This is a genomic window from Micromonospora sp. NPDC049497, assembly GCF_044465805.1.
Classification (GTDB): Bacteria; Actinomycetota; Actinomycetes; order Mycobacteriales; family Micromonosporaceae; genus Micromonospora.
Map to the genome: position 1 here is coordinate 296,297 of NZ_JBITMC010000006.1, position 23,991 is coordinate 320,287.

The 23,991-nt window shown below is 74.2% G+C and carries 23 protein-coding genes; 16 read left to right on the forward strand and 7 right to left on the reverse strand.

All coding sequences use genetic code 11. From position 1 onward, the window contains the following. The first annotated feature begins 444 nt into the window (after positions 1–444). Positions 445–1,845: a class I adenylate-forming enzyme family protein gene (locus tag ACIBR0_RS12325; protein WP_396714845.1), complete on the forward strand. Its 1,401-nt coding sequence runs from the start codon at positions 445–447 to the stop codon at positions 1,843–1,845. Here ACIBR0_RS12325 and ACIBR0_RS12330 read toward each other — a convergent pair. Further along, positions 1,773–2,495, reverse strand: coding sequence for a 4'-phosphopantetheinyl transferase family protein (locus ACIBR0_RS12330; RefSeq protein ID WP_396714847.1), 723 nt, complete (start codon positions 2,493–2,495; stop codon positions 1,773–1,775). The genes ACIBR0_RS12325 and ACIBR0_RS12330 overlap by 73 nt on opposite strands. Before the next feature lie 15 nt (positions 2,496–2,510). On the opposite strand from ACIBR0_RS12330, the gene ACIBR0_RS12335 reads away from it, so the two are divergent. Genes ACIBR0_RS12335 through ACIBR0_RS12390 form a run of 12 tightly spaced genes read left to right on the forward strand, consistent with a single transcriptional unit; the run spans position 2,511 to position 13,622 of the window. Beyond that, complete coding sequence (locus ACIBR0_RS12335; protein WP_357042770.1) at positions 2,511–2,777, forward strand: acyl carrier protein; 267 nt, start codon at positions 2,511–2,513, stop codon at positions 2,775–2,777. Continuing rightward, the gene (locus tag ACIBR0_RS12340; protein ID WP_396714849.1) at positions 2,777–3,022 is read left to right on the forward strand and encodes an acyl carrier protein; all 246 of its coding nucleotides are present in this window, start codon (positions 2,777–2,779) and stop codon (positions 3,020–3,022) included. Before ACIBR0_RS12335 ends, ACIBR0_RS12340 begins: the two co-directional genes overlap by 1 nt. Then, entirely contained in the window at positions 3,015–4,091 is a 1,077-nt protein-coding gene (locus ACIBR0_RS12345; protein ID WP_396714851.1) for a beta-ketoacyl synthase N-terminal-like domain-containing protein, read from the forward strand. Before ACIBR0_RS12340 ends, ACIBR0_RS12345 begins: the two co-directional genes overlap by 8 nt. Continuing rightward, positions 4,088–4,615, forward strand: coding sequence for a hypothetical protein (locus ACIBR0_RS12350; RefSeq protein WP_396714853.1), 528 nt, complete (start codon positions 4,088–4,090; stop codon positions 4,613–4,615). Before ACIBR0_RS12345 ends, ACIBR0_RS12350 begins: the two co-directional genes overlap by 4 nt. Next, positions 4,612–6,228 (forward strand): class I adenylate-forming enzyme family protein, encoded by a 1,617-nt coding sequence (locus ACIBR0_RS12355; protein WP_396714854.1) that lies wholly within the window; start codon positions 4,612–4,614, stop codon positions 6,226–6,228. The genes ACIBR0_RS12350 and ACIBR0_RS12355 overlap by 4 nt, the downstream gene beginning before the upstream one ends. After that, on the forward strand, positions 6,225–7,463 hold the full coding sequence (locus tag ACIBR0_RS12360; RefSeq protein WP_396714856.1) for a beta-ketoacyl-[acyl-carrier-protein] synthase family protein: 1,239 nt from the start codon (positions 6,225–6,227) through the stop codon (positions 7,461–7,463). Before ACIBR0_RS12355 ends, ACIBR0_RS12360 begins: the two co-directional genes overlap by 4 nt. A 52-nt stretch (positions 7,464–7,515) precedes the next feature. Then, a complete protein-coding gene (gene hppD, locus ACIBR0_RS12365) occupies positions 7,516–8,604 on the forward strand; it encodes a 4-hydroxyphenylpyruvate dioxygenase (protein WP_396714858.1) in 1,089 nt (362 codons plus the stop codon). Next, positions 8,601–9,530 (forward strand): phytanoyl-CoA dioxygenase family protein, encoded by a 930-nt coding sequence (locus ACIBR0_RS12370; RefSeq protein ID WP_396714860.1) that lies wholly within the window; start codon positions 8,601–8,603, stop codon positions 9,528–9,530. Before hppD ends, ACIBR0_RS12370 begins: the two co-directional genes overlap by 4 nt. A 1-nt stretch (position 9,531) precedes the next feature. After that, a complete protein-coding gene (locus ACIBR0_RS12375; protein WP_396714862.1) occupies positions 9,532–10,323 on the forward strand; it encodes a DUF3050 domain-containing protein in 792 nt (263 codons plus the stop codon). Next, positions 10,320–11,288 (forward strand): thiamine pyrophosphate-dependent dehydrogenase E1 component subunit alpha, encoded by a 969-nt coding sequence (locus ACIBR0_RS12380; RefSeq protein ID WP_396714864.1) that lies wholly within the window; start codon positions 10,320–10,322, stop codon positions 11,286–11,288. Before ACIBR0_RS12375 ends, ACIBR0_RS12380 begins: the two co-directional genes overlap by 4 nt. Then, positions 11,289–12,260 (forward strand): alpha-ketoacid dehydrogenase subunit beta, encoded by a 972-nt coding sequence (locus tag ACIBR0_RS12385; RefSeq protein ID WP_396714866.1) that lies wholly within the window; start codon positions 11,289–11,291, stop codon positions 12,258–12,260. Between the two features lie 3 nt (positions 12,261–12,263). Next, positions 12,264–13,622, forward strand: a complete 1,359-nt coding sequence (locus ACIBR0_RS12390; protein WP_396714868.1) for a hypothetical protein — start codon at positions 12,264–12,266, stop codon at positions 13,620–13,622. Between the two features lie 93 nt (positions 13,623–13,715). On the opposite strand, the gene ACIBR0_RS12395 is transcribed toward ACIBR0_RS12390, so the two are convergent. Next, the gene (locus ACIBR0_RS12395) at positions 13,716–15,953 is read right to left on the reverse strand and encodes an ATP-binding protein (protein ID WP_396714869.1); all 2,238 of its coding nucleotides are present in this window, start codon (positions 15,951–15,953) and stop codon (positions 13,716–13,718) included. A 12-nt stretch (positions 15,954–15,965) separates the two neighbouring features. Then, the gene (locus ACIBR0_RS12400; RefSeq protein ID WP_396714871.1) at positions 15,966–16,700 is read right to left on the reverse strand and encodes an SGNH/GDSL hydrolase family protein; all 735 of its coding nucleotides are present in this window, start codon (positions 16,698–16,700) and stop codon (positions 15,966–15,968) included. Positions 16,701–16,945: 245 nt separating this feature from the next. On the opposite strand from ACIBR0_RS12400, the gene ACIBR0_RS12405 reads away from it, so the two are divergent. Both ACIBR0_RS12405 and ACIBR0_RS12410 read left to right on the forward strand, forming a co-directional pair. Beyond that, on the forward strand, positions 16,946–17,416 hold the full coding sequence (locus tag ACIBR0_RS12405) for a dethiobiotin synthetase (protein ID WP_396714873.1): 471 nt from the start codon (positions 16,946–16,948) through the stop codon (positions 17,414–17,416). A gap of 118 nt (positions 17,417–17,534) precedes the next feature. Then, a complete protein-coding gene (locus tag ACIBR0_RS12410; RefSeq protein WP_396714875.1) occupies positions 17,535–18,149 on the forward strand; it encodes a hypothetical protein in 615 nt (204 codons plus the stop codon). An 8-nt stretch (positions 18,150–18,157) separates the two neighbouring features. Here the strand turns inward: ACIBR0_RS12410 and ACIBR0_RS12415 are convergent, their stop codons facing one another. The 4 genes from ACIBR0_RS12415 to ACIBR0_RS12430 all read right to left on the reverse strand — a co-directional run bounded on the left by ACIBR0_RS12415 (position 18,158) and on the right by ACIBR0_RS12430 (position 22,268). Then, positions 18,158–18,799 (reverse strand): HAD family hydrolase, encoded by a 642-nt coding sequence (locus ACIBR0_RS12415; protein ID WP_396714877.1) that lies wholly within the window; start codon positions 18,797–18,799, stop codon positions 18,158–18,160. Positions 18,800–18,809: 10 nt separating this feature from the next. Then, the gene (locus tag ACIBR0_RS12420) at positions 18,810–19,208 is read right to left on the reverse strand and encodes an MmcQ/YjbR family DNA-binding protein (RefSeq protein WP_396714879.1); all 399 of its coding nucleotides are present in this window, start codon (positions 19,206–19,208) and stop codon (positions 18,810–18,812) included. A gap of 202 nt (positions 19,209–19,410) precedes the next feature. Further along, positions 19,411–20,664, reverse strand: coding sequence for an MFS transporter (locus ACIBR0_RS12425; RefSeq protein WP_396714881.1), 1,254 nt, complete (start codon positions 20,662–20,664; stop codon positions 19,411–19,413). Then, positions 20,661–22,268, reverse strand: coding sequence for a class I adenylate-forming enzyme family protein (locus tag ACIBR0_RS12430; RefSeq protein WP_396714883.1), 1,608 nt, complete (start codon positions 22,266–22,268; stop codon positions 20,661–20,663). Before ACIBR0_RS12430 ends, ACIBR0_RS12425 begins: the two co-directional genes overlap by 4 nt. Positions 22,269–22,549: 281 nt before the next feature. On the opposite strand from ACIBR0_RS12430, the gene ACIBR0_RS12435 reads away from it, so the two are divergent. Next, positions 22,550–23,854: an SGNH/GDSL hydrolase family protein gene (locus tag ACIBR0_RS12435; protein WP_396714885.1), complete on the forward strand. Its 1,305-nt coding sequence runs from the start codon at positions 22,550–22,552 to the stop codon at positions 23,852–23,854. Positions 23,855–23,991 lie beyond the last annotated feature (137 nt).

Consider the following 23,991-nt stretch of genomic DNA (forward strand, 5'->3'; position numbering starts at 1 on the left):
TGACGGGCCCCGGGACCATGACGAGCCCGGGACGTCGCCGTCGGCACCGTCCCCCCGCGCCGCATCGTGGACGGGCGCCGACGGGCGCGAGCCGGCACCCGAGTCGCCGCTCGCAGACGGATGCGGTTGGCCATCCTCCTAACGGCCCGTGCGGTCGTGCTGACCGATTGTGCGGCTCGCCCGAACGGTCCGGCCGGCGGCGACGGTCGGCATCCGGGCCGCGCCGGACGCACGAGGGGGCATCCGGCGGTGTCGCGAAGCCGGCGTACGCGCCTGATCCTGCCCGCCGGATCGAGCCGCGACAATCCGGCCGGCCGCCCTTTCTGATCTAGCCATTTGCATCTAGCAATGGATCTGACGGCTGTCGTAGGGTTCCCCGCAGCACCCCGAAAGAAGCTTCTTATGGGCGGATTCGCCCTCATTCATGCTGGGCGGTGAACGGTAGTGGTGACGCACTCGTCGACCGAAGATCCTAAGGCGACAGACCCGGGGTGGGTTGACGAAGTGTTGTTCATCGGACGTTCGACCGATGTTTGTCTCAGTTTGCCCGAGCCGGTGGACCGGGCGACCCTCCGCCGGCTGGTGAGTGCCGCGCAGGAGCGCCTGACCGCCGCCGGACTACGCTCCGGCGGGGCCGCGGCGCTGCGCATGCCGCCCTCGCTGGCGTACGTGGTGAACCTGCTCGCGACGTGGCGCACCGGGGCGCAGGCGATCCTGCTCGACCACCGGCTCACCGACCACGAGGTGGACCGCGCCCTGGAACGTCTCACCCCGCAGGTGGTCGTCGCCCCGGTCCGCACCGGGGGCGGCGCCCTGCGGGTCTTCGTCGACGTGACCGAGGGCGTCACCCCGTACGCCGACCGTCCCGCCGTCAGCGGACACGCGGTGATCCAGCTCAGCTCCGGCTCGACCGGCCCGTCCAAGGTGATCGGCCGGACGGCGGCCGATCTGGTCGCCGAGGTGCACCGCTACACCCGCATCGACGGGGTGGCCCTGCCCGGCGAGCGGATCGTCCTGCTGCCCTCGATGGTGCACGTGCTCGGCCTGGTCGGTGGCCTGCTCTACGGCCTGCACGCCGGGGTGGAACTGGTCCCGCCGGAGCGGCTCAGCGGCGACGCCGTGCTGGCGGCCATCGCCGCCGCCCACACGCCGGCGACCGTGCTCGGCGTGCCGTTCCACATCGGACTCGTCACCGCCACCCGCGCGGCCGGCCCGCTGCCGCAGTTCAAGCGCATGACCACCGGCGGGGAACTGGTCCCGGCCGCCGTGGCCCGCGCCTTCACCGACCGGTTCGGCGTACCGCTGGGCAACATGTACGGAATGACCGAGGTCGGCGTCATCGGCACCGACCTGCACGGGCGGCACCGCCCGTCGATCGCGCCCGCGCCCGGCATCGAGGTGCGCGAGGTCGCCGGTGAACTGCGGGTCAGCTGCCCGGCGTCGCCGTACGTGGGGCTCACCGACCCGACCCGGTGGTCCGACGGCTGGCTGCACACCCGCGACGCCGGCACCGTCGACGAGGCCAGCGGCCTGGTCACCGTGCGCGGCCGGCTCGACTCCCAGGTGTCGGTGGGCGGCATGAAGGTCGACCTGACCGAGGTGGAGACGACCGTCGCCGACCTGCCCGGGGTCGCCACCGCCGTCGTGGTCTGGGACGGCGGGATCACCGCGTACGTGCAGCCGGACGGGCCGCTGTCCGAGGAGATGCTGGACAAGCTGCTCGCCGAGCGGCTGGCCGGCTACAAGCGCCCCCGCACCCTGCACCTGCTCGATCAGCTGCCCCGCACCACCACCGGGAAGCTGGTCCGCTCGGTCGACGCGCTGCGGACGGCGGCCACCCGGTGACCGGTCCCCTGCACCGCCTCGACGACGACGTCGACCCCGTCCTCCGCACCGACCACCGCCACCGCGAGCACCAGCGCCCCCGGCACCCGGGGATGCCCGACCCGTACGTCCGGTCGGGCCGGCACCACCCGCAGCAGCGGCCCCGCGCCGCGGGGGACCGGTACGCGCCGGCGCAGCCCACCGTCGCGCAGCCCCACGCCGAGCGCCTTGCCGACGGCCTCCTTCGCGGTCCACAGCCGCAGGAAGTCCTCCACCCGGGCGTCCTCCGGCCGGCCGGCGAGCCAGGCCGCCTCGTCCGCGGCGTACCAGCGCGCGGCCAGGGCCGGCGCGGGCAGCGGGCGCAGGCGCTCCACGTCGACGCCGACCGGTCCGCCCGGTCGCGCGGCCGCCACCACGAACCCGTCCGTGCGGCTGACGCTGACCGGCAGGACGACCGGCCCGGTGGACGGGTCGCCGTCGGACGGTCCGCCGACCCGGACGACGGGGCTCCCACCGGGCCGGTGCTCCACCACCAACCGATCCGCCGGGGCGCCGAGCAGGGCGACACCCAACCGCCGCAGCAGCGGCCCGGACGGGGCCGGCCGACCGCCGGCGTACCGACCGACGCACACGTACACGGTGTCCCGACCGGGCACCGGTAGTTGGCTCACGGAAAGAGGTTAACCATGAGAGCCGAGGTCCGCGCCTTCGTCATCGAGCAGCTCGCCGACATGAACTACGACGTGGAGGACATCGACGACGACACCACCCTCGGTCCGTCCGGGGTGGACCTGGAATCCCTCGCACTGGCCGACCTCTCGGTCCGGGTCGAGGACCGGTACGGGCTCACCTTCGCCGAGGACGAGTCCGAGAAGCTGGCCCTGATGACGGTCGGCGAGTTCACCACGATGGTCGCCGACCGGGTCGCCGGGGCGACGAGCGACCGCTCCTGATGGCCGGTCAGCCCGACCTGGGGCGAGCTGACCTGGTGACCATGCTCGCCGAGCTGAGCGCGCAACCTGCCGCCACGGTGCCCGACCGGATCGGCTCGATGGAGCTGGCCTGGCTGGTGCACCTGGTCGAGCAGCGTTACGACCGGCGGCTCGACCTCACCGACGACCAGCTCGCCGGTGTCCGGACCGTCGACGACGCCCTGGCGGTCTTCCGGACCTCCCTGACCGATCCCGCAGATGGCTGAGCGGGGGCGCGTCCAGCTCACCGGTGTCCACGCGACGAGTGCCCTCGGCCGGGGTGCCGGGGCGCAGTTGGCGGGCGTGCTCGCCGGGACGCCGGCCTTCGGGCCGGTGGGCCGCTTCGACACCGGCCCCCGCCGGGTCGACGCCGCCGCCACCCTGCCCGACGTCGGCGACCTGGCCGCCGAACTCGCCGAGGCCGTCGACGCCGCCTGCGCCGACGCCGGTCTGGACGCCGCCCGGCGGGCCGGCACGGCCCTGCTGCTGGCGGTGCACGGCGGCGTGGGCGTGCCGGAGCTGGCCACCGGTCTGGCGCAGCGGTGCGGGCTGGGCGGCGGGACCCGCGCGTACACCACCGCCTGCGTCTCGGCGACCAGCGCGGTCGCCGACGCTGCGGCGCTGGTGGGCCGCGGCGACCTGGACCGGGCGGTAATCGCCGCCGGGTACCTCGTCGAGCCCGACCAGTACGCCCTCTTCGACACCGGCCGGGCCCTGGCCACCGACGGCGCGGTCCGCCCGTTCAGTGCCGGTCGCACCGGCCTGCTGCTCGGCGACGGGGTGGCGGCGGTGATCCTGGAACGGGCCGACCGGGCCCGCCGTCCGCTGGCCGACCTGCTCGGCTGGGGCCGGGCCGGCGACGCCTTCCACCCCTGCCAGCCCGAGCCGACCGGGCGCGGCCTGGCCCGCGCGGCCCGCGCCGCGCTGGACCGGGCCGGGCTGGCGCCGGAGGCGATCGGGTACGTCAACGCCAACGCCACCGGCACCGGCGGAAGCGACGTGTCCGAGGCGGCGGCGCTGCGCGCGGTGTTCGGCGCGGCGACCCCGCCGGTCAGCTCCACCAAGGCGCTGCACGGCCACGCCCTGGAGGCGTCCGGCCTGCTCGAACTGGTGGTGACCGTGCTGGCGCTGCGGGACGGGAAGCTTCCGGTGAACGCCGGCTGGGTCGGCCCGGACCCGGACTGCCCGGTGGACGTCATCCTCGACGCGCCCCGGCCCGCCGCGACCCGGCACGCGCTCACCCTCAACGCCGCCTTCGGCGGCGCCAACACCGCCCTGCTGGTGGGTGCGGCATGACCGCCACGTTGCGGGTGCTGGCCGAGGCGACGTGGCCCGAGCCCGGCGACGGCGCACCGCCGCCGGTGCCCGGGTTCGTGCACTCGGACTTCAGCCCGCTGGTCGCGGCGGTTGCCGAGCGGTGCCTGACGAGGGCGTACGGGCAGCGGCCCGCACCGGACGGCGCGCGTACCGCGGTCGTGCTGGTCAGCGCCGACGGTGACCGGGCCAGCGCGGCGCACGTGCGGGCCACGGTGGCCGACGGTGGGCGACCGGGGCCGCTGTTCTTCTTCCAGTCGGTGCCGAACAGCGTGCTCGGGCACGTGGCCGCGCGCTGGGGACTGGGCGGGCCGGTGGTCTGCCTCGCACCGACCGGTGACCCGCGACGCGACGGGTTCGCCGAGGCCGACCTGCTGCTGTACGACGGCGACGCCGACACGGCGTTGCTGGTCCTGATCGCACACGCACCCGACGACGGCGGTGCGGAGGACCCCGACCGGGTCCGGGCCGTCGCGGTGCTGCTGGGGGGAGGAGACACACCATGAGGACCAGGGGACTGCGCGGCGCACTCGCCGCCGACGAGCTGATCGGCGCGGGCAACGTCCTGACCCGGGTGCTGGCGCACGGCGCCGACCCGGACGGGCCGGGACTCACCTTCGACACCGTCGTCGACGGGCACCCCGCCGAGCACCCGCTCACGCTGGGACAGCTGGACGAGCGGGTGGCCGCCCGGGCCGCGTGGCTGCACGAACGCGGGGTGCAGCCACGCGACCCGGTCGCGGTGTGGGCGACGGCGGCGGCCGACATGGTGCTGAGCTACCTCGCGCTGACCCGGCTCGGCGCGATCCCAGCGCTGATGAACGGCAGGCTGCGGCCGGAAATCGCCGCCGAGTACGTCCGCCGCCTGCGCGGCGTCGGTGTGCTCGCCGACGACGCCCACGTCGCGCTGCTCGCCGGGCACGACCTCGGTGTGCCGGTGATCGGCACGCCCGCCGAGGCGGGCACCGGGGACCCGGCCGCCGCGCCCGCGCACTACCGGCACCACCCGGACGACCCGATCGTCATCACCCACACGTCCGGCACCACCGGTGTGCCGAAGGCGGTGCTGCACTCGCACGCCAGCCTGTTCGCCGCGACCCGGCACCTGCTGTCCATGCCGCAGGCGCAGGGCACCCGCCGGATCCTCAACGCGCTGCCCGCCCCGCACACCGCCACCGTGCTGATGGTCAACCAGGCCCTCGGCAACTCCGCGGAGATGTTCCTCCTCTCCGACCAGGGCGGCGAGCGGGTGCTGGACGCGATCCAGCGGTGGCGGCCCGACGGGGTGTTCGGCTTCTCGGTCACCTGGGCGGAGCTGGCCCGGTTCGACCTGTCGGCGTACGACCTGGACTCGGTGCGGCTGTGGTTCAACACCGGGGACAGCTCGCACGAGCCGCACATCCGGCGGCTGGTGGCGGTCGGCTCCCGGGACGTCATGACCCGCGACGGCGTCACCCGCGTGCCCGGGTCGGTCTTCATCGACGGGCTCGGCTCCAGCGAGATGGGGCACTCGATGTTCCACGTCACCCACACCCGCGACACCGACCGGTACGGCCGCTGCATCGGTCGTCCCTACCGGTTCACGAAGGTCGCCGTCCTCGACGCGCACGGCGACCCGGTGCGGGCCGGCGAGGTGGGCTGGCTCGGCATCGACTCGCCGTCGCTGTTCCGGGGCTACTGGAACGACTCGGTGACCACGTACCGGTTCCGCCAGCGTGGCTGGTACCTCACCGGCGACCTGGTGTACGCCGACGAGGAGGGCCGGTACTGCCACGTGGACCGGGCGGTCGACGCGGTCGACGCCGGCGGCGGGAAGCGGTTCTACACGGCGCTGTCGGAGGAGCGGATCCTCGCCTCCTGCCCGGACGTCACCGACTGCACGGTGGTCATCGTGCGCGAGGGCGACGCGGTGGTCACCGACGTGCTGCTGGAGCTGGCCGCCGGTGCGGACGGGACCGAGGACCGCACCGAGCGGGTGCGCGCCGCGCTCGGTGCGGACGTGGGGGCGACGCTGCGCCGGGTGGTGCCGGTCCGCTCCGACGACATCCCGGTCACCGTCACCGGCAAGGTCCGCAAGGTCGTGCTCCGGGAGCGCTACCTCAGCGAGGCGTCCTCATGACCGCCGTGATCACCGGAATGGGGTTGTTCACCCCGGCCGGGCGGGGTGTCGACGCCACGTTCGACGCGCTGTGCGCCGGCAAGTCCGGGCTGACCCGGCCGCCGGAGGACCATCCGGCCGCCGGGAGCCTGGAGGTCGCCGGGGTGCTGCCGGACGTCGACGCGCGCACCGTCGCCTCCGGCCCGGAGGCCAAGGTGCTCGACCGGATCGTCGTCCTCGCCCTGCTCACCGCCGCCGAGGCGCTCGCCGACGCCGGCATCGAGGTGGGCCGGGACGTCGCCCCGGACCGTGTCGCGGTCATCGTGGGCGGCGTCGGTGGCATGGCCACGCTGGAGAAGCAGGTGCTGGCCCGGGCCGAGCGGGGCCGGGCGGCGGTCAGCCCGTACCTGCTCACCGGGATCCTGCCGAACATGCCCTCGGCGCGGATCGCCATCCGGTACGGCATCCGCGGTTACAGCTCGTCGGTCGGCACGGCCTGCGCCTCCGGCGCCCAGGCGGTCGCCGACGGGGTGCGGCTGATCCGCGCCGGGGAGGCCGACGTGGTGCTCTGCGGGGCCAGCGAGGCGCCGCTGTTCCCGACCTTCGCCGACACCTTCGGCAACGCGCGGGCCCTCGCCCGGGGGTGGGACGACCCCACGGCGGCCAGCCGGCCGTTCGACCGCCGGCGCAACGGGTTCGTCCTCGCCGAGGGCGCGGCCCTGCTGGTCCTGGAGCGCGCCGAACACGCGGCGGCCCGGGGCGCCACCGGGTACGCCGAGGTCGCCGGCTACGGGGTGACCACCGACGCGTACCACCCGACGGCCCCGCGCCCGGACGGCGCCGGCGCGGCCGAGTGCATGCGGCGCGCGCTGGCCGGCGGCGGCGTGCCCGCCGCCCGGGTCGGCTACGTCAACGCGCACGGCACCGGCACGAAGCTCGGCGACATCGCCGAGACGACCGCCCTCGCGGAGGTCTTCGGCGTCGGCGGGGTCCCGGTCAGCTCGACCAAGGCGCTGACCGGCCACCTGCTCGGCGCGTCCGGTGTGCTGGAGACGGCGGCCACCGCGCTGGCGCTCGGCCGGGGGCTGCTGCCGCCGACGTACAACCTGGACGACCCGGACCCGGCGTGTCCGGCGGACCACATCCGCGCCGAGCCCCGGGCCACCGAGGCGGAGTACGCGCTGACCAACTCCTTCGGGTTCGGCGGCCAGAACGTGAGCCTGCTGCTCGCGCGGACCGCGGGGACCCGCGGGTGACGACACCACCGGCAACGACGACCACGGGCGGAACCGTGGAAAGGGCTGGGACATGGACATCCGTGGGATAGACCACATCGAACTCTACGTGGGGGACGCCCGGCAGGCCGCCTTCTACTTCTGCCGTGCGGTCGGCTTCGGCCTGCTCGGCCAGGGGGGCCCGGAGACCGGGCTGGCCGGGCAGCGGTCGCTGCTGCTGGGGCAGGCCGACATCCGGATGGTGCTGACCTCCGGGCTCACCGCCGACCATCCGGCGGCACGGTACGTGCAGCGGCACGGCGACGGCATCGCCGTGGTGGCCCTGGAGGTGGACGACGCCGCCGGGGCGTACGCCGAGCTGCTGGACCGGGGCGCGACCGCCGTGACGCCCCCGACCACCGTCACCGGTGCGGACACCGAGGTGGTCACCGCCGAGGTGGGGGGCTTCGGCGACGTGGTGCACCGGCTGGTGCAGCGGCGCGGTGACCGTCGCGACTTCCTGCCCGGCGTGATCGAGGCGGTCCCCGTCGACGGTGACGCCGACAAGCTGCTCGCCGAGATCGACCACCTGGCGGTCTGCGTGCCGCCGGGGCACCTGGAGACCACGGTCCGGCAGTACCGGGAGGTGTTCGGCTTCTCCGAGATCTTCACCGAACGCATCGAGGTCGACGGGCAGGCGATGAACTCGACGGTCGTGCAGAGCCCGTCGGAGCGGGTGACCCTGGTGCTGCTGGAGCCGGACACGACCGGCCGGGCGGGGCAGATCGACGCGTTCCTCGACCAGCACGCGGGTGCCGGGGTGCAGCACCTCGGGCTGCGCACCGACGACATCGTGACCGCCGTGGAGACGCTGGCCCGGCGTGGGGTGCGCTTCCCGGGCACCCCGGGCAGCTACTACGACGCCCTGGAGGCGCGGGTCGGTCGGGTCGACGCGCCGCTGGACCGGCTCCGGGACCTCGGCGTCCTCGTCGACCGGGACCACGGTGGGCAGCTGTTCCAGATCTTCACCGAGTCCATGCACGTGCGCCGGACGCTGTTCCTGGAGCTGATCGAGCGGCGCGGGGCGCGGACCTTCGGCAGCGGCAACATCAAGGCGCTCTACGAGGCCAAGGAACGGGAACTGGCCGCCGCGGCGGTCGTACCGCAGGGGGTGGGGGCATGACCACGACGGAGTTTTCGCCGACCTTGACCGCCGAGGAGGAGGCGCTGCTGCCCACCGACGAGGAGGTGGCGTTCTACGCCGAGCACGGCTGGTACCTGTCGAAGAAGCTGCTGACCGACGACGAGGTGGACGCCCTCGCCGCCGCCGCGGACCGCTACTACGCCGGGGAGCGGGACCACCGCCTGCCGGTACGCCCGCCGAAACTCGCCTACTGGGAGCCGTCGAAGGGGCCGGTGCAGCGGCACAACGACTACGTCCACCACGAGCACGACGGCCTCGCCGCGATCCTGCGCAAGCCGCTGATCGGGGCGGTCGCCGCACGGCTGGCACGGGCCAGCGAGATCCGGATCTTCCAGTCCACCCTGATCCTCAAGCCGCCGATCGACGGTGAACCGTCGAACATCGTGCCCTGGCACTTCGACAAGCACTACTGGGCGTCGTCGTCGTCGGAGGACATGCTCACCGCCTTCATCCCCTTCCACGACTGCGGCGAGGAGATGGGCACCATCACGATGGTCGACGGCTCGCACCGCTGGAAGGAGATCGGCGCGGACGACACCGTGGTGCGGCACTTCGCCGAGCGGGACCGCGACCAGCTTGAGGAGATGCTGGCCGAGAACGCCGCCCACAACGGCGCGACGATCCGCAAGGTGCCGATGGTGATCCCCAAGGGACACATGAGCTTCCACCACTGCCGCACCTACCACGGCAGTGGCGCGAACGTCAGCGGCCGACCCCGCCAGGCGATCTCGCTGCACCTGCAGGACGGCGCCAACGCCTGGCGGGAGTATCAACTCTCCGACGGCACCGTCGCCGCGTACAACCACGACGTGCTGGTCCGCCGCACCCACGACGGGCGGCCGGACTACGCGGACCCCGAATACTGCCCGGTCATCTGGCGCCACCGCGCCCAGCAGGGAGGCTGACATGTCACGGTACGACTGGGGTAGGACCCACCCGGGGATCGAGCGCCTGGAGAAGGCGGTGACCGACCGCCGCGACGTGGTGGTGCGGCACCCGCTCTACGCCAACCTCGACACCCACGAGGCGCTGGTCACCTTCATGGAGCACCACGTCTTCGCGGTGTGGGACTTCATGTCCCTGCTGAAGTCGTTGCAGCGGCAGCTCACCTGCGTCACCGTGCCGTGGATCCCCACCGGCCCGACCGGCAGCCGCCGCCTCATCAACGACATCGTCATGGTCGAGGAGAGCGACGAGCTGGGCGACGGCTACATCAGCCACTTCGAGCTGTACGTGCAGGGCATGCGGGAGGCCGGCGCGGGCACCGCCGCCGTGGACACGCTGGTCGACCTGCTGCGGGCCGGCCGTCCGGTCACCGCGTCGCTGGCCGAGGCCGGCGTACCCCGCCCGTCGGCGACGTTCGCCGCGACCACCTGGCAGATCATCGAGACCACTCCGGTGCACTGCCAGGCCGCCGCGTTCGCGTTCGGCCGGGAGGACCTCATCCCCGACATGTTCACCCAGGTGGTCGCGGTCAACGAGCGCAGCCAGCGGCTGCACACGTTCGTCGACTACCTGGAGCGGCACATCGAGGTCGACGGCGAGCAGCACACCCCGATGGCGATGCAGATGCTCGCCGACCTGTGCGGCGACGACGACGTCAAGTGGCAGGAGTGCGCCGACACCGTCAACACGGCGCTCGCCGCCCGGGCGAAGCTCTGGGACGACATCCTGGCCGCCATCAAGGGCCGAGGGTGACCGGGTCCGACCCGGTCCGGCTCTACCGGACGGTCCGGCTGATCCGCCGCTTCGAGGAGCGCGCGATCGGCCTGGTCCGCTCCGGGCACATCGTCGGCGGCATCCACCCGTACCTCGGTCAGGAGGGGATCGCCGCCGGCGTGTGCGCCGCGTTGCGCGCCGACGACGTGGTGGCCGGCACCCATCGCGGGCACGGTCACGTGCTCGCCAAGGGCGCCGACCCGGCCCGGATGCTCGCCGAGCTGTGCGGCCGGGAGACCGGGCTGAACCGGGGCCGGGGCGGGTCGATGCACGCCGCCGACTTCGCCGTCGGCGTGCTGGGCGCCAACGCGATCGTCGGCGCGTCCGGGGCGATCATGACGGGGGCGGTGTGGGCGGCCCGCCGTCGTGGCGGCGACGTCGTCGGGGTGAGCTTCTTCGGCGACGGCGCGGTCAACGAGGGGATGCTGCTGGAGGCGTTCAACCTGGCCGCGCTGTGGCGGGTGCCGGTGCTGTTCGTCTGCGAGAACAACGGCTACGCCACCACCATGCCGGTCGACGGCGCGGTGGCCGGCACCATCACCGGCCGCGCCGAGGCGTTCGGCATGCCGGCGTCCGTCGTGGACGGCCAGGACCCCGAGGAGGTACGCGCCGTCGCGGCCGCCGCCGTCGCGCGGATGCGCGCCGGCGGCGGCCCGGAGCTGGTCGAGGCCCGCACCTACCGCTTCGACGCGCACCACACCTTCGAACACGCCGTACGCCTGGACTACCGCCCCCCGGACGAGGTGGCCCGGGGCCGCTCCCGGGACCCGGTGGAGATCGCCGGGGCGCGGCTGGCCGACGCCGACCGGGCGGCGGTGGACGCCGAGGTCGAGGCCACCCTCGACGCGGCGGTCGAGTTCGCCCTGGCCAGCGCCGAGCCGGACCCGGCCGACGCGCTGGCGTACCTGTACGCCAGCGGGCTGACCGCCCGGGGAGGTGGCTAGATGCCGAAGCTGTCGTACCGCCGGGCGCTGACCCGGGCGCTCGCCGACGAGCTGGCCCGGGACCCGGATGTGTTCCTGCTCGGCGAGGACATCCGGGTCGCCGCGTCCAACGTCACCGCCGGGCTGCTCAAGCGGTTCGGGCCCGACCGGGTGCTCGACACCCCGCTCTCGGAGCAGGCGTTCACCAGCTTCGCCACCGGGGCGGCGCTGGCCGGGATGCGGCCGGTGATCGAGTTCCAGATACCGTCGCTGCTGTTCCTGGTGTTCGAGCAGATCGTCAACCACGCGCACAAGTTCCCGCTGATGACCGGCGGGCAGTGCGCGGTGCCGGTGACCTACCTGGTGCCCGGCTCCGGTTCCCGTACCGGGTGGGCGGGGCAGCACTCCGACCACCCGTACAGCCTCTTCGCCCACGTCGGGGTGACCACCGTCGTGCCGGCCACCCCGGCCGACGCGTACGGCCTGCTGGTGTCGGCGGTGCGCTGCGACGACCCGGTGGTGGTGTTCGCGCCGGCCGGGGCGATGGAGCTCCGCGCCGACGTCGACCTCGCCGGGCTGGCCCCGGTGCCGCTGGGCCGGGGTCGGGTGCACCGTTTCGGCGACGACGTGACCGTGGTGGCCGTCGGCCACCTCGTGCACGACGCCCTGGCCGTCGCCGACGACCTCGCCGACCAGGTGTCGGTGGAGGTGTTCGACCCGCGCACGCTGTACCCGTTCGACACCGACGGCCTGCTGGAGTCGGTGTCGCGCACCGGGCGGCTCGTGGTGGTCGACGACTCCAACCGGTCCTGCGGCATCGCCGGGGAGGTCATCGCCACCGTGGTGGAGCGGGTGCGCCTGGTCGCGCCGCCGCGCCGGGTGACCCGCCCGGACGGGGCGGTGCTGCCCTTCGCCCCGGCGCTGGACCGGGCCGTGCAGCCGGGCCGCGAGCAGCTGCGATCCGCGATCCAACACGTGATGAAGGACGGGTGAGACATGCTCGACGTCGACTACCGCTGGCCGTCGGCCGCACGGGCCTGGCTGGACCTGCCCGCCGACGTCCGCGCCGACATGGTGACCGCCGGGGCGCAGTCCTGGCAGGAGATCTTCGACGGGCGGGCCACGTACAACAAGCAGTGGCGGCTGGCCCGGCCGCCGGTGATGGACGAGACCTCGCTCGGCGTGCTCAACGCCGTCTGCGACCGGCTGGCGCAGCTGATCTTCGAGGCGTGCCGGCGGCGAGCCGGCACGGCGGGGGAGCTGCGGCGGCTGCTGGGTGTGCCGGACGGGGAGACCCGGCTGCTGGACGACGACGAGCCGCTGACCGAGGCCCTGCTGGAGGCGTTCCGCCCGGATGTCCTGCTCTCCGACGGGCTGCCCCGCGTCGTGGAGTACAACATCGACTCGAGCCTCGGTGGCGCGTTCGACGCGGACACCACCGTACGGCGGTTCGTCGAGGTCTACCGGCGGCGCGGCCTCACCGACCGGATCCGCCTGGAGGCGGCGCCGTCCGCGGTGGATCGCCGGTTCGCGGCGATCCGCTCCGGGCTGAGCCTGGCGGAGGGGGCGCGGGTCGCGATGCTGCTCGACTTCGACGCCGAGTACCCGGGACTGGACGACCCGGAGCGGTTCATCCGGGTGCTGGCGCCGGTGGTCGAGCGGGCCACCGCGTTCGGCCTGGACCTGGTCATCGCCCCGGTCTCCCAGTTGACGGTGGACGACCGGTCCCACCTGGTCGCGCGCGGCGCCCCGGTCGACGGGGTGTTCCGGCTGTTCGTGCCGAACCGGGTCACCCCGAGCGCGGGGGTGGACGCCCTGGAGACCGCCCTCGCCGCCGGCACCGTGCCGATGTGGGTCTCCGCCGCCGCGTGGCTGATCGCCAACAAGGCGGCCTTCGCGTGGCTCTGGGACGACGCCGACGACCTGCCCGCGGTCGACCGGGACCTCGTGCACCGGTACGTGCCGCGCACCTGGACGCTCACCCCGGACCTGCTCGACCGGGCCGTCGCCGACCAGCGTGACCTGGTGTCGAAGCCGGCGGACGGCTCGGCCGGGGTGGACGTGCTGATCGGCCGGGAGTGCGACGCCGACACGTGGCGCGACGGGGTGCGCCGGGCGGCCGAGCGGGGCGGTTTCATCCTCCAGCAGTACGTGCGGGCCGACGACGTCCCGCTGGACTTCGTGCACATCGAGACCGGCGAGACGGTGTCGGCGGACGTCCCGTACAGCATCGCGCCGTACCTGTTCGGCCGCGAACCGGCCGGGGCCTGCATCCGCACCGGCTTCCCCGGCTGCGACGCGGTCCTGAACCTGGCCCGCGGCGTCCTCCTCTCCGGCCTCCTGGTAGTCGACTAACCCACCCCACCCACCCCCACCCCCCCCGCCTTCTGCCGTTGATCAAGGGGTTTGCGTCACGACATACCGGGGTCGATGACGCGAACCTCTTGATCAACGGGGCGAAGGGCGGGGCGTGGCCTGGGGGTCGGGTCGGTGTCCCAACCGCTCGTCCTCGGCGGACGCCGCCGCGACGGCGTCGGCCGCCTCGTCCCGGCGGCGCTGGGCGGCCAGGACGACGCCGAGGGCGCGATACGCCGAGGCCACTCCGGTGCCGTGCCGGATCCGCTGGAAGACGTCGAGCATCTCCCGGAAGTCGCCCTCGGCGTCGCCGTGTCGTCCCTCGCCGGCCGCCAGCCAGCCCCGCTCCTGCCGTGCGTACCCGCGCAGGTAGTCGTCGTCCAGCTGCTCGGCGAGATCGAACGCCCGAGCCGTCAGCTCCGCGGCCTCCACGGGCCGGCCCGAGAGCTTGTGGGCCACGCCGAGACCGAGCAGCACCCAGGCGTGGTTCGCCTCCTCCGTCGCCGGCAGGAGGTCGGCGGCCCTGGTCAGAACGTCGAGGCTCGCCTCGGGCCGGCCGAGCGTGTTGTGCAGGATGCCGAGGGCGATCCGTACCTCGATCTCCTCCCTCGTCTCACCCAACCGCTCAAAGAGCGAGAGTGCGTACTCCAACCTGTCCTCGGCATCGGCAGGGCGACCACTGGCGCGCAGGGCCTCGCCCAGGCGGCGGGCCGTCTGGGCCAGTTCCCATTCCTCTCCGCACTCCTCGGCCAGGGCGAAGGCCTGCTCCGCCGTCCGCAACTCCAGCGCGACCTGTCCGGCCAACCCGTACGAGTGCGACACCCAACGCAGGGCGCGGGCCCGCCGCAGATCGTCGCCCAGGGCCACCGCGATGCGCTCGGCCGCGTGCCAGAGCGGCAACCGGTAGATGTGGTCGTCGGCAGCCGTCAGCAGCGGATGGACCGCCTCCACGAGCGCCCACGCGGGCTCGGCGAGACCGTCGGCCACGGCGGTCCGCAGCACGCCGAGGATGTTGTCGCGTTCCCCGGACAGGTCGGCCCTGGAACTCGCCCGCTCGCGTAGCCAGTCGAGGTGACGCGCCAGACAGGCGACCCGGTCGCCGGGCGTCTCATGGTGCTGCAGCATCTCCGCGGCGAACAGCCGGAGCAGGTCGTGTAGCCGGTAGCGCTGCGGCGTCGGGGCGTCGACCAGGAAGACGTCGACCAGCCTGTCCAGGGTTTCCCGGACCACCGGCGAATCGAGCCCGCACCGTCGCGCGGCCGATTCGAGGACGAACATGTCTCCCGGATGGGCGCCCGCGCGGCGGAACACCAGCCGGTCGAGGTCGGTCAGCTCGTCGTACGTCGCCTGGAACGTGGATCGCACGGCCCGGTCGCCCAACCGCAGTTCCTCCAGCCGCCGGCTCTCGTCCTCCAACCGGTCGGCGAAAGCGGTGAGTGTCCACTCGGGCCGGGTTCGGATCCGGGCCGCGACGATGCGCACGGCGAGGGGCAACCCCGCGCAGGCGTTGACGAGCCGTTGTGCGCCCGATGGGTCTGAGGCGATCCTGCTCTCCCCGGCGGATGCGGCCATCAGCCGGAGCGCCTCCGCCGCCGTCAGGGGCCCGAGGGTCAGCACGGCGGCGCCGGGCAGATCAGCGATGAGCCGACGACTGGTGACGAGGGCCAGGCAGGCCGTTCCGCCCGGTAGCAACGGGCGGACCTGCGCCGCGTCGGCGGCGTCGTCCAGCAGGACGAGGATCCGCCGGTCCGCGGTGGCCGAGCGGAAGCGGGCGGACAACTGCTCCACGGTGCCGCGTCGTTCCTCGCCGGAGTGTCCCAGGGCGTCGAGCATGCCGACCAGGGCCGCCTGTGCGGTCACCGATCGGGCGCCTCCGCCGCCGAGGGGCACGAACAGCTGGCCGTCGGGGAAGCGTGCCCGCACGCGGTGGGCGTAGGTCAGGGCGAGGGCGGACTTCCCGGTGCCGGGTGCCGCCGACACGACCACCACCGGCGCACGAGCGGTCACCAGCTCGTCGAGGGCGGACAGATCGTCCTCACGACCGACGAGCGGTGCTGCGGCGGGAAGCTCGCTCGGTGCCGGTGCCTCCCTGGCCGGAGGCGGTGGCGGAGAGGGCTGCGAGGCATCCTGGTTGAGGTGGTGCTGCCAGACCGCCAGGCCCGCGGTCGCCACCGTCATCAGCCCGAGCAGGGGCCAGGCCAGCCACTCGTACGGCGCGACGGACCCGGGCAGCCGCCCACCGGTCGCGATGTTCACCACCAGCGCGAGCATGACCGACAGCAGGCTCGACACGATCGCCAGCAGCACCGCGACGTGCCGGCGGTTGTTCATGCGGCCATGATGTCAGGTCACCTGTCGGCCAGGGCTCCCAGTCGCCGGTGCCGCCCGCCGACCCGTGACGGTGTGGGTGAGGTGGGTGGAGAGGCGGCGGAGGGTTTCCGCTGTCGCGATGGCGTCGCTGCGGGCGCTGCCGTGGCGGCCGTCGCTGCTGTAGATGGACGGGTCGGCCGTTTGCGGATGGTCGGTCAGGTGGACGTGGAGGGTGTTGAGCCGGTCGGCCAGGGCGCGGGTGTGCGCGGCCAGGCGGCGCATGCGTTCGCCGAGGCCGGCTCGGACCTTCTCCGGCACGGCGGGGCTGTGCGAGACGTCGAACATGCCGACCGTGATCACGTCGGCGCCGGCCGCCTGCAGCGCCTCGACCATGGCGGTCAGCTCGGCGTCGACCGCGGCCGGGTCGTACGCCGGGCGGAACGCGTCGTTGCCGCCGCACACCACCAGTGCGAGGTCCGGCCGGAACTCCAGTGCCGGGGCCAGCTGGGTGGCGCGGACCTCGTGCGCCCGCAACCCGCGCAGCCCGAGGTTCAGGTACGCCAGCTCGGGGCGTACGGCCCGGAGCTCGGCGGCGATCCGGTCGGCCCACTGCACGTCCGGGTAGCCCGGCACCGGCTCGCACAGCCCCTCGGCCACGCTGTCACCCAGCACCACGAATCGCCGCCACGGGTGGTCGCGCAGCAGCGCCGCGCTCTCCCCGGGGCGCAGGCACCACGGATCGGTCGCTTCGGTCGACGTCGACGGCATGCCGGCACGCTAGCGGACACCCGGCGGCGCGTCGATCGTCCGATCGGGACGGCATATTGAGCCCCACCTCTTTACCTCTGCCTTGGCCAGTGAAAATATGTGCCCATCGATCGACCGGCCGTCGATCCCGCCGCCCTCAGCCGGTACGGCGTCGCCGTCTCCTGAGCAGTAAGGAAGGGCCCCCTGTTAACGCCTGGCGTAGAGCAGGGGGCCCTTGTTAACACCGCTCCGGCATGATGGACCGCGTGACGCAGGTGGCGGTGTGCGGGCCGGCGACCGCGACGGACACCGAGATCGCCCACGCCCGCCGGGTCGGGGAGCTGCTCGCCGAGCGCGGCGCCACGGTCCTGTGCGGAGGCGGGGGCGGGGTGATGGCCGCGGTCGCCGCCGGCGCTCGCTCCCGCGCCGGCCTCGTCGTCGGCGTACGCCCCGACGACGGCACCGCCCCCGGCCCCGCCGCCGACGTGACGGTCACGGTCGCCACCAACCTCGGGCAGGCGCGCAACGCGGTCCTGGTGTGGAGCGCCGACGCGGTGATCGCCGTCGGCGGCTCCTGGGGGACGCTGAGCGAGGTGGCGCTGGCGATGCGGCGCGGCGGCGTACCGGTGGTGGTGCTCGGCGGCTGGCGGGTCGTGGGCGCCGACGGCGTGCCCCTGGCCGGCCCGGTGTCCGTGGCCACGCCCGAGGAAGCGGTCCGGGTGGCCCTGTCGGCTTGACGACGCCCGCCCGGGTCGCGCGGCGCGGCGGGCGACGGCGACCGGCCGCGGGGCCGACGATGCGCCGAGGAGCACGCGGCCGTCCCGGCCGGTGCGCGGAGAGGCGGGACGGGTCGTCGTGCTGAACGCGTTCCTCCAGGCGCTCGCCCCGAAGCTGCTCGAAGCCGTCCTCGTACCCCTGGTGACATGGCTCGCGCCCCGGTTGCTGCGGTCCGTGCCGCACCGCGCCTCCCCGAACTGCCCCCGCTGCGGCGAGTACGGGGTGCGGCGCTGGGCGCCTCCCGGGGTGTGGGTCGTCTTCCTGCTGAGCATCTTCGCCTTCGCGATGGGGTTCACCTTCACGCTGCTGGGCCTTCCGTTCGCGGTGCTCGGCCTGGCGGTGTCCGTCGCGACGGACGGGATCGCCGGCCTGCCCCGGGGACTGCTCGCGCTGACCGGCCCCGTGGTGCCCGCGGCGATGATGATCCTCGGGGCGCTCGGGCTGGGCTTCTACCAGAGCTATCCGCCGAAGTGGTGTGCCCGGTGCCAGGCGCGGTGGCCGCGCCGGTCGCGGGCGGAGCACCTGCGGGACGCCGGGGCGGTCGTGTTCGGCTGTGCCTGCGGCCAGCGGCTGCGCGTGCCGGCCACGGCGGCCGGGCGGGCGATCCGCTGTCCCCGGTGCGGGGCGGCGCGGCGCACGGCCCCCACCGTGGACGACACCCCGGGACGGGTGCGGCCCGGCCGGCGGGTGTGAACGCAGGGTCAGTCCAGGAGGGAGAGCAGGTCCCCGGGCTCGGCGACGGCCAGGTCGGCGGGTGCCGACGGGTCGTACATGTGCCCCCAGCCCGCCGCCACGGACAGGGCACCGGCACCGCGGGCCGCGCCCAGGTCCAGGGGCGAGTCGCCGACGTAGGCGATCTGCCCGGGCGCGACGTCGAGTCGCCGGCAGGCCAGCAGGACGCCCTCGGGATCCGGCTTCGGCCGGTCCACCTCGTCGCCGCCGACGATCACCGCGACGTGCTCCGCCAGGCCGGTCCGCCCGAGCAGGATCCGGGCGGCCTCCGCGCTGGCCCCGGTGAACAGGCCGACCGGCACCCGGCGGGCGGCCTCCGCGAGCAGGTCCGCCACCCCCGGGTAGACGGTCACGCGGTCGGCCGCGGCGGCCAGTTCCTGGTGGTAGCGGGCCATGTCCTCCTCGGTGGCCCGGCGGCCCAGCAGCGCGGAGAGCAGGTCCACGGGCGCGCCGAGCGAGTAGCCGGCGATGATCTCCTCGTCGGTGTGCTCGCGACCGCCCCCGGCGAGGACCGTCGCCCGGTACGCCGCCGGCACGGCGGCGTGCGACTCGATCAGTGTGCCGTCCATGTCGAAGACCAGCCCCGTCAACGGGGTTCGCGTGTGTGCCACGCAGTCGAGGCTAGCCAGCCGGGAGCCCGGCGCGGTGGGCGGCGGCAAGGCGCTTCGGCGCGCGGGCGTACCAGCCCTCGGTGATCAACTCGGTCAGCTCGTCCACGTCGATGCGTTCCAGCCGGACCAGGACGGCCGGGTAGCCGTCGAAGTGCGGCGTGGTGAAGTAGACGGTCGGATCGTCGGCGAGCAGCGCCTCCCGGGCGCCGAGGTCGGGCACCTGCGCCCCGAGGATCGGCCCGTCGGGCGCGGTGTCACCGAGGGCTTCGAGGTCGGCGCGGCGCAGCGGTCGTTCCCAGACGAAACCCTTGTCCCGGACCTTCCAGGCGGGCAGTCCGTCGTACGAGGGCTTCTCGGTCGTCTCCGGCAGGCTCAGCGCGATCCGCCGCACGTCGTCCCAGGTGGCCACGACCCGACCCTACGCCGACCCGGTGGGTCCCGGGGTCCCCTCGTCGAGCAGCGCGTCCAGTGCGCGCCGCGCCAGGGCTCGCGTGACCGGGGCCGGATCGTCGTACGTGATGAGGGCCTTCCACAGTGCCCAGCCCCGACCCGCCGGGTTGATCAAGGAGTTTGCGTCAGCCGAGAGACGATTTCTGACGCGAACCCCTTGATCAACCCGGTGGGCTGGGGGAGGGGGTCGGGGTGGGGGTGGGGGAGGGGGTCGGGGTGGGGGTGGGGTGGGGGCGGAGGGCGGTCAGGAGGGGGATCGCGGTCACCAGCAGGGCGAAGACGGCTGCTGCCAGGAGGGCGGGGACCAGGCCGAGGGCGGTGACGGTCCAGCCGCCGAGCAGCGCGCCGGCCGGGAGCCCGGCGAAGGCCAGGGAGCCGGACAGGCCGATGACCCGGGTCTGCAGATCCGCCGGCACCCGCTCGTACAGCGCCACGCCGAGCAGTGGGTTCACCACCGCGATGCCGATGCCGGACAGGAACGTCACGACGAGCACCAGCGGCAGGTCCTCGCTGAGCGCCAGCACCAGCAGTCGGGGCGCGCCGCTGACCGCCGCGCCGATCGCGAAGGTCAGGTCGCGGCGCAGCCGCGCCCCGTACACGGTGAAGAGCACGTTGCCCAGCAGCGCCCCGGCGGAGAACGCCCCGAGCACCAGGCCCAGCCCGGCGGGGGTGCCCAGCACGTCGGCCACCCAGAGGGGGATGTAGACGGCGATGCTGGCGTTCACCACCATGTTCAGCGCGGCGATGACCAGCAGCATCGTCAGCAGCGGCCGGTCCCGGCCGAGGTACCGGAAGCCGTCGCCGAGCGCCCGCAGGTACCCCTGCGGCTGGGCGGGAGCGCCGCCGGTCGCCGCCGGGGACCGGACCAGCAGCCCGATCAGCGCGGCGCACACCGCGAAGGTGGCCGCGTCGATGAGGATCGCCCAGGTCACGCCGAACCACCAGATGAGCAGGCCGCCCAGGCCGGCGCCGACGAGGGTGACCACCCGGCCCAGCCCGTCGTAGACCGAGGTGAGCCGGAGCAGCGGTACGTCCGCCGCCTGCGCCACCGGCCGGAACAGCACGTGCTTGACCCGGTCGCCGACGCCGCGCAGCGCCCCCACCACGGCGACCAGCGCCACCAGGGCCCCGAAGCCCAGCCACGGCGTGAGCGCCACCGCCACCATGAGCCCGGCGCTGCCCACGTCCGCCGCGATCGAGGTGCGACGCAGCCCGATCCGGTCGGCCAGGGGGGTGCCCAGGGCGCTGGACAGCAGGTAGGGCAGCGTCTCGGCGGCGGCCACCACGCCCATCTTCACCGGGCTGCCGGTGGTCTCCAGCACCAGCCACGGGATGGCCACCACCGAGATCCGGCTGCCCAGGTTGGACAGGAGGTCGGCGCCGACCAGGGCGACCAGTTGGCGGCGGGGCGTCACGCCCGGCTGCCGATCGAGGCCGCCGGATGCTCGACGGCCGACGGGTGGTCGGCCGCGTACCGCGCGCGCAGCGCCCGCTTGTCCACCTTGTTCGAGCGGTTCAGCGGCAGCCGGTCGACGAACTCCACGCCGCCGGGGGCCCAGGTGTCGCTCAGGGTGGTGGTCACCAGGTCGATCAGCTCCGCGCCGGTCACCGTCGCGCCGGGGGCCGGCACCACATAGGCGTACGGCAGTTCGCCGGCCACCTCGTCGGGTACGCCGATCACGGCGGCGGCGCGGACCTGCGGGTGCCCGGCCAGCACGTCCTCGACGGGGCGGGAGTAGATCGGCCAGCTCCGCTGCCGGGTGAGGATGCGGTCGGAGAGGCGGTCGACCAGGTAGAGGTAGCCGTCGGAGTCGGTGTGCCCGATGTCGCGGGTCCGCACCCAGCCGTCGACCAGCGTCTCGGCGGTCAGCTCCGGCTGGCCGTGGTAGCCGGCGAAGCGCAGGCCGGTGTGCACCCACACCTCGCCGTCCACGCCCGGTGGCAGCACCGTGCCGTCCTCGGCGCGGATCTCGACGCGCACGTCGCCGTACGGCTTCCCGCAGGAGCGCAGCCGCTCCGGGTGCTCCGGGTCCTCGGTCAGCCCCGGCAGGGCGGTGATCACGACGGCCTCGCTCAGCCCGTACACGATGCGCAGCACCGGGCCGAAGCGCGCGATCGCCTGGCGCAGCCGGGCCGGCGCGGCGGGCCCGGCGCCCACGTTGAACATGAACATCGCGGAGAAGTCCGCGCCGTCCAGCGCCGGGTGGTCGAGCACCTCGTAGAGCATCGGCGGGGTGACGAACGTGGAGGTGATCCCCTCGGCGTCGACGGCGCGGATGAACGTCTCCGGGTCCCAGCCGTCGCGGGGGAACAGCACGCCGCCGGTGAACAGGTTGAACAGGGTGGTGATCTGGCCGCTGGCCAGCCACATCGGCGAGTACGACAGGTGCCGCAGCAGCGGGTACCCGGCGGCGCGGAAGCCCGCGGCCAGCGCGAGGACCTGGGTGTAGAAGCTCTCCCGGTGGTGCACCAGCTTCGGGGTGCCGGTGGTGCCGGAGGTCTGCAGGAACGACTCCGGGGCCGGCGCCCCGACCGACGGGTCGATGTCGGCGGCCTCGGCGTCCTGCTCGGCGGCCCACCCGGTCAGGTCGGGGCCGGCCCCGCCCGCCCCGAGGCAGAACACCGGTACGCCGGGCAGGCCGGCGGCCAGGTCCGGACCCACGCTCGCGGGGTCCCGCGCGTCGTAGAGCAGGGCGTCGGGGCGGGCGAGCCGGACGAACTCGTCGACCTCCCGCCGGGAGGTGACCGGGGCGACCCACATCGTCCGGCAGCCCAGCATGTGCAGGGCGAGCTGCACGAGCGACGCCTCCACCGGGTTGCCGAGCACGACCAGCACCCCGTCGCCCGGCCGTACGCCGTGCCGGCTCAGCATGGCGGCCAGCCCGCGCACCTCGGCGCGGACGTCGGCGTAGCTGAACCGGCGTCCCCCACCGACCAGGGCGTCCCGGTCGCCGAACTCCGCGAACAGCTCCAACGCCCGGTGCACGTAGCTCGTCCGGCGTACGGGTCGGTCGGTCATCGGCGCGGCTCCCCCCATCGGCGACAGCGGCCTCCGGGCGGCTCCGGGGACCGGCACGGCAGGTCCCGGTGTCCCCGGCGACCGTGCCGCCGACTGCGAGCGTAGGCAGGAGGGGCCGACGCGGCACAGGGCCGAACGGTGCCCACGCCGACCCGGAGGACATTTGATCACGTCGATCAGGTCGATTGACGCCCGTCATCGGCGGCGATTAGTTTCCGGTCCATCGCCCAGGTGAGTGCCGTCAGCGGACGGGACCCTGGGCTGCCCACGATGGAGGTTCAATGTCGACCCCGAAGAGATGGCACGTCGTCGCCACCGCGGCGATCCTGCTGGTAACGGGCACCCCGGCCGTGGTGGCGAGCGCCGGCCCTTCCGACGCCGACCGGCGTGACCGGACAACCTGGGCGGCGACCTGGGCGACGGCGGTCACCCGGGGCAACGCGACCGGCCTGACCAACACCGGCCTGAACAACCAGAGCGTCCGGATGGTCGTCCACACCACGGTCGGCGGCCCGGTGCTGCGGGTGCGGCTCAGCAACATGTACGGCGAGCAGGCGGTCCGGGTGGGCCGCGCGACGATCGCCCGGCCGAACACCGCGACCGCCGACGACCTGTCCGACATCGATCCGGCGACGCTGCGCGAGCTGAGCTTCGGCGGCGCCGCCTCGGCCACCATGAACCGGGGCGCGGAACTGCTCAGCGACCCGCTGGACTTCCCCGTCGCCGACCAGTCCGACCTGGTGCTCACCGTGCACTTCCCGACGCCGACGGGCCCGGTGACCTTCCACGGCCAGTCCCGGCAGACCAACTTCATCGGCGCCACGGACCTGACCTCCGCCGCCGACGGCGCCGGATTCACCATCCGTCCCAACTGCTGCTGGTTCTTCCTGTCCGGGATCGACGTGCAGCGTCGGCACAGCCCCGGCTCGGTGGTGGTCTTCGGCGACTCCATCGCCGACGGCAACGGCAGCACCGTCAACGCCAACAAGCGCTGGCCGGACCTGCTCGCCGACCGGCTCATCGACGCCCGCCCGGACGTACGCACCCCGGGTGTGCTGAACGCCAGCCTGGCCGGCAACCGCCTGAACCACGAGGGCCCGGAGCCCGGCGCGGGCGACTTCCCCGGCTACCACGAACTCGGCCCGAACGCCCTGGCGCGGCTCGACGAGGACGTGTTCTCCCAGACCGACGCCCGTACCGTGGTCACCCACCTGGGGATCAACGACATCTGGATGTCGAACGACTCCGCCGACGCGATCATCGCCTCGCTGCGGCAGGTCAACCAGCAGGTCCAGGCGCGTGGCCTGCGCAGCCTGGTCGCCACGCTCACCCCGTACGAGGGGCACGGCAAGCCCGGCGTGTGGACGCCGGAGAAGGACGCCACCCGGCAGGCGGTGAACGCCTGGCTGCGCGGCGAGGGCGCCGCCGAGTTCGACGGGCTGCTCGACTTCGACGCGGTGCTGCGCGACCCGGCGCAGCCCAGCCGGCTGCTGCCCGCGTACGACTCGGGGGACCACATCCACCCGAACGACGCCGGCAACCAGGCCATGGCGGACGCCGTGCCGCTGCGCCTGCTCGGTCTGTGACACCCGGTGCGGGGGGGGGGGGGCCCCCCCCCCCCCCCCCCCCCCATACGGGGGGGGCCCCCCCTGGCCCCCCGTGGCCACGGGGGGGCCCCGCGCTCAAACCCCCCGGGGGGGGCGCAACCCGATACCAGCGCACC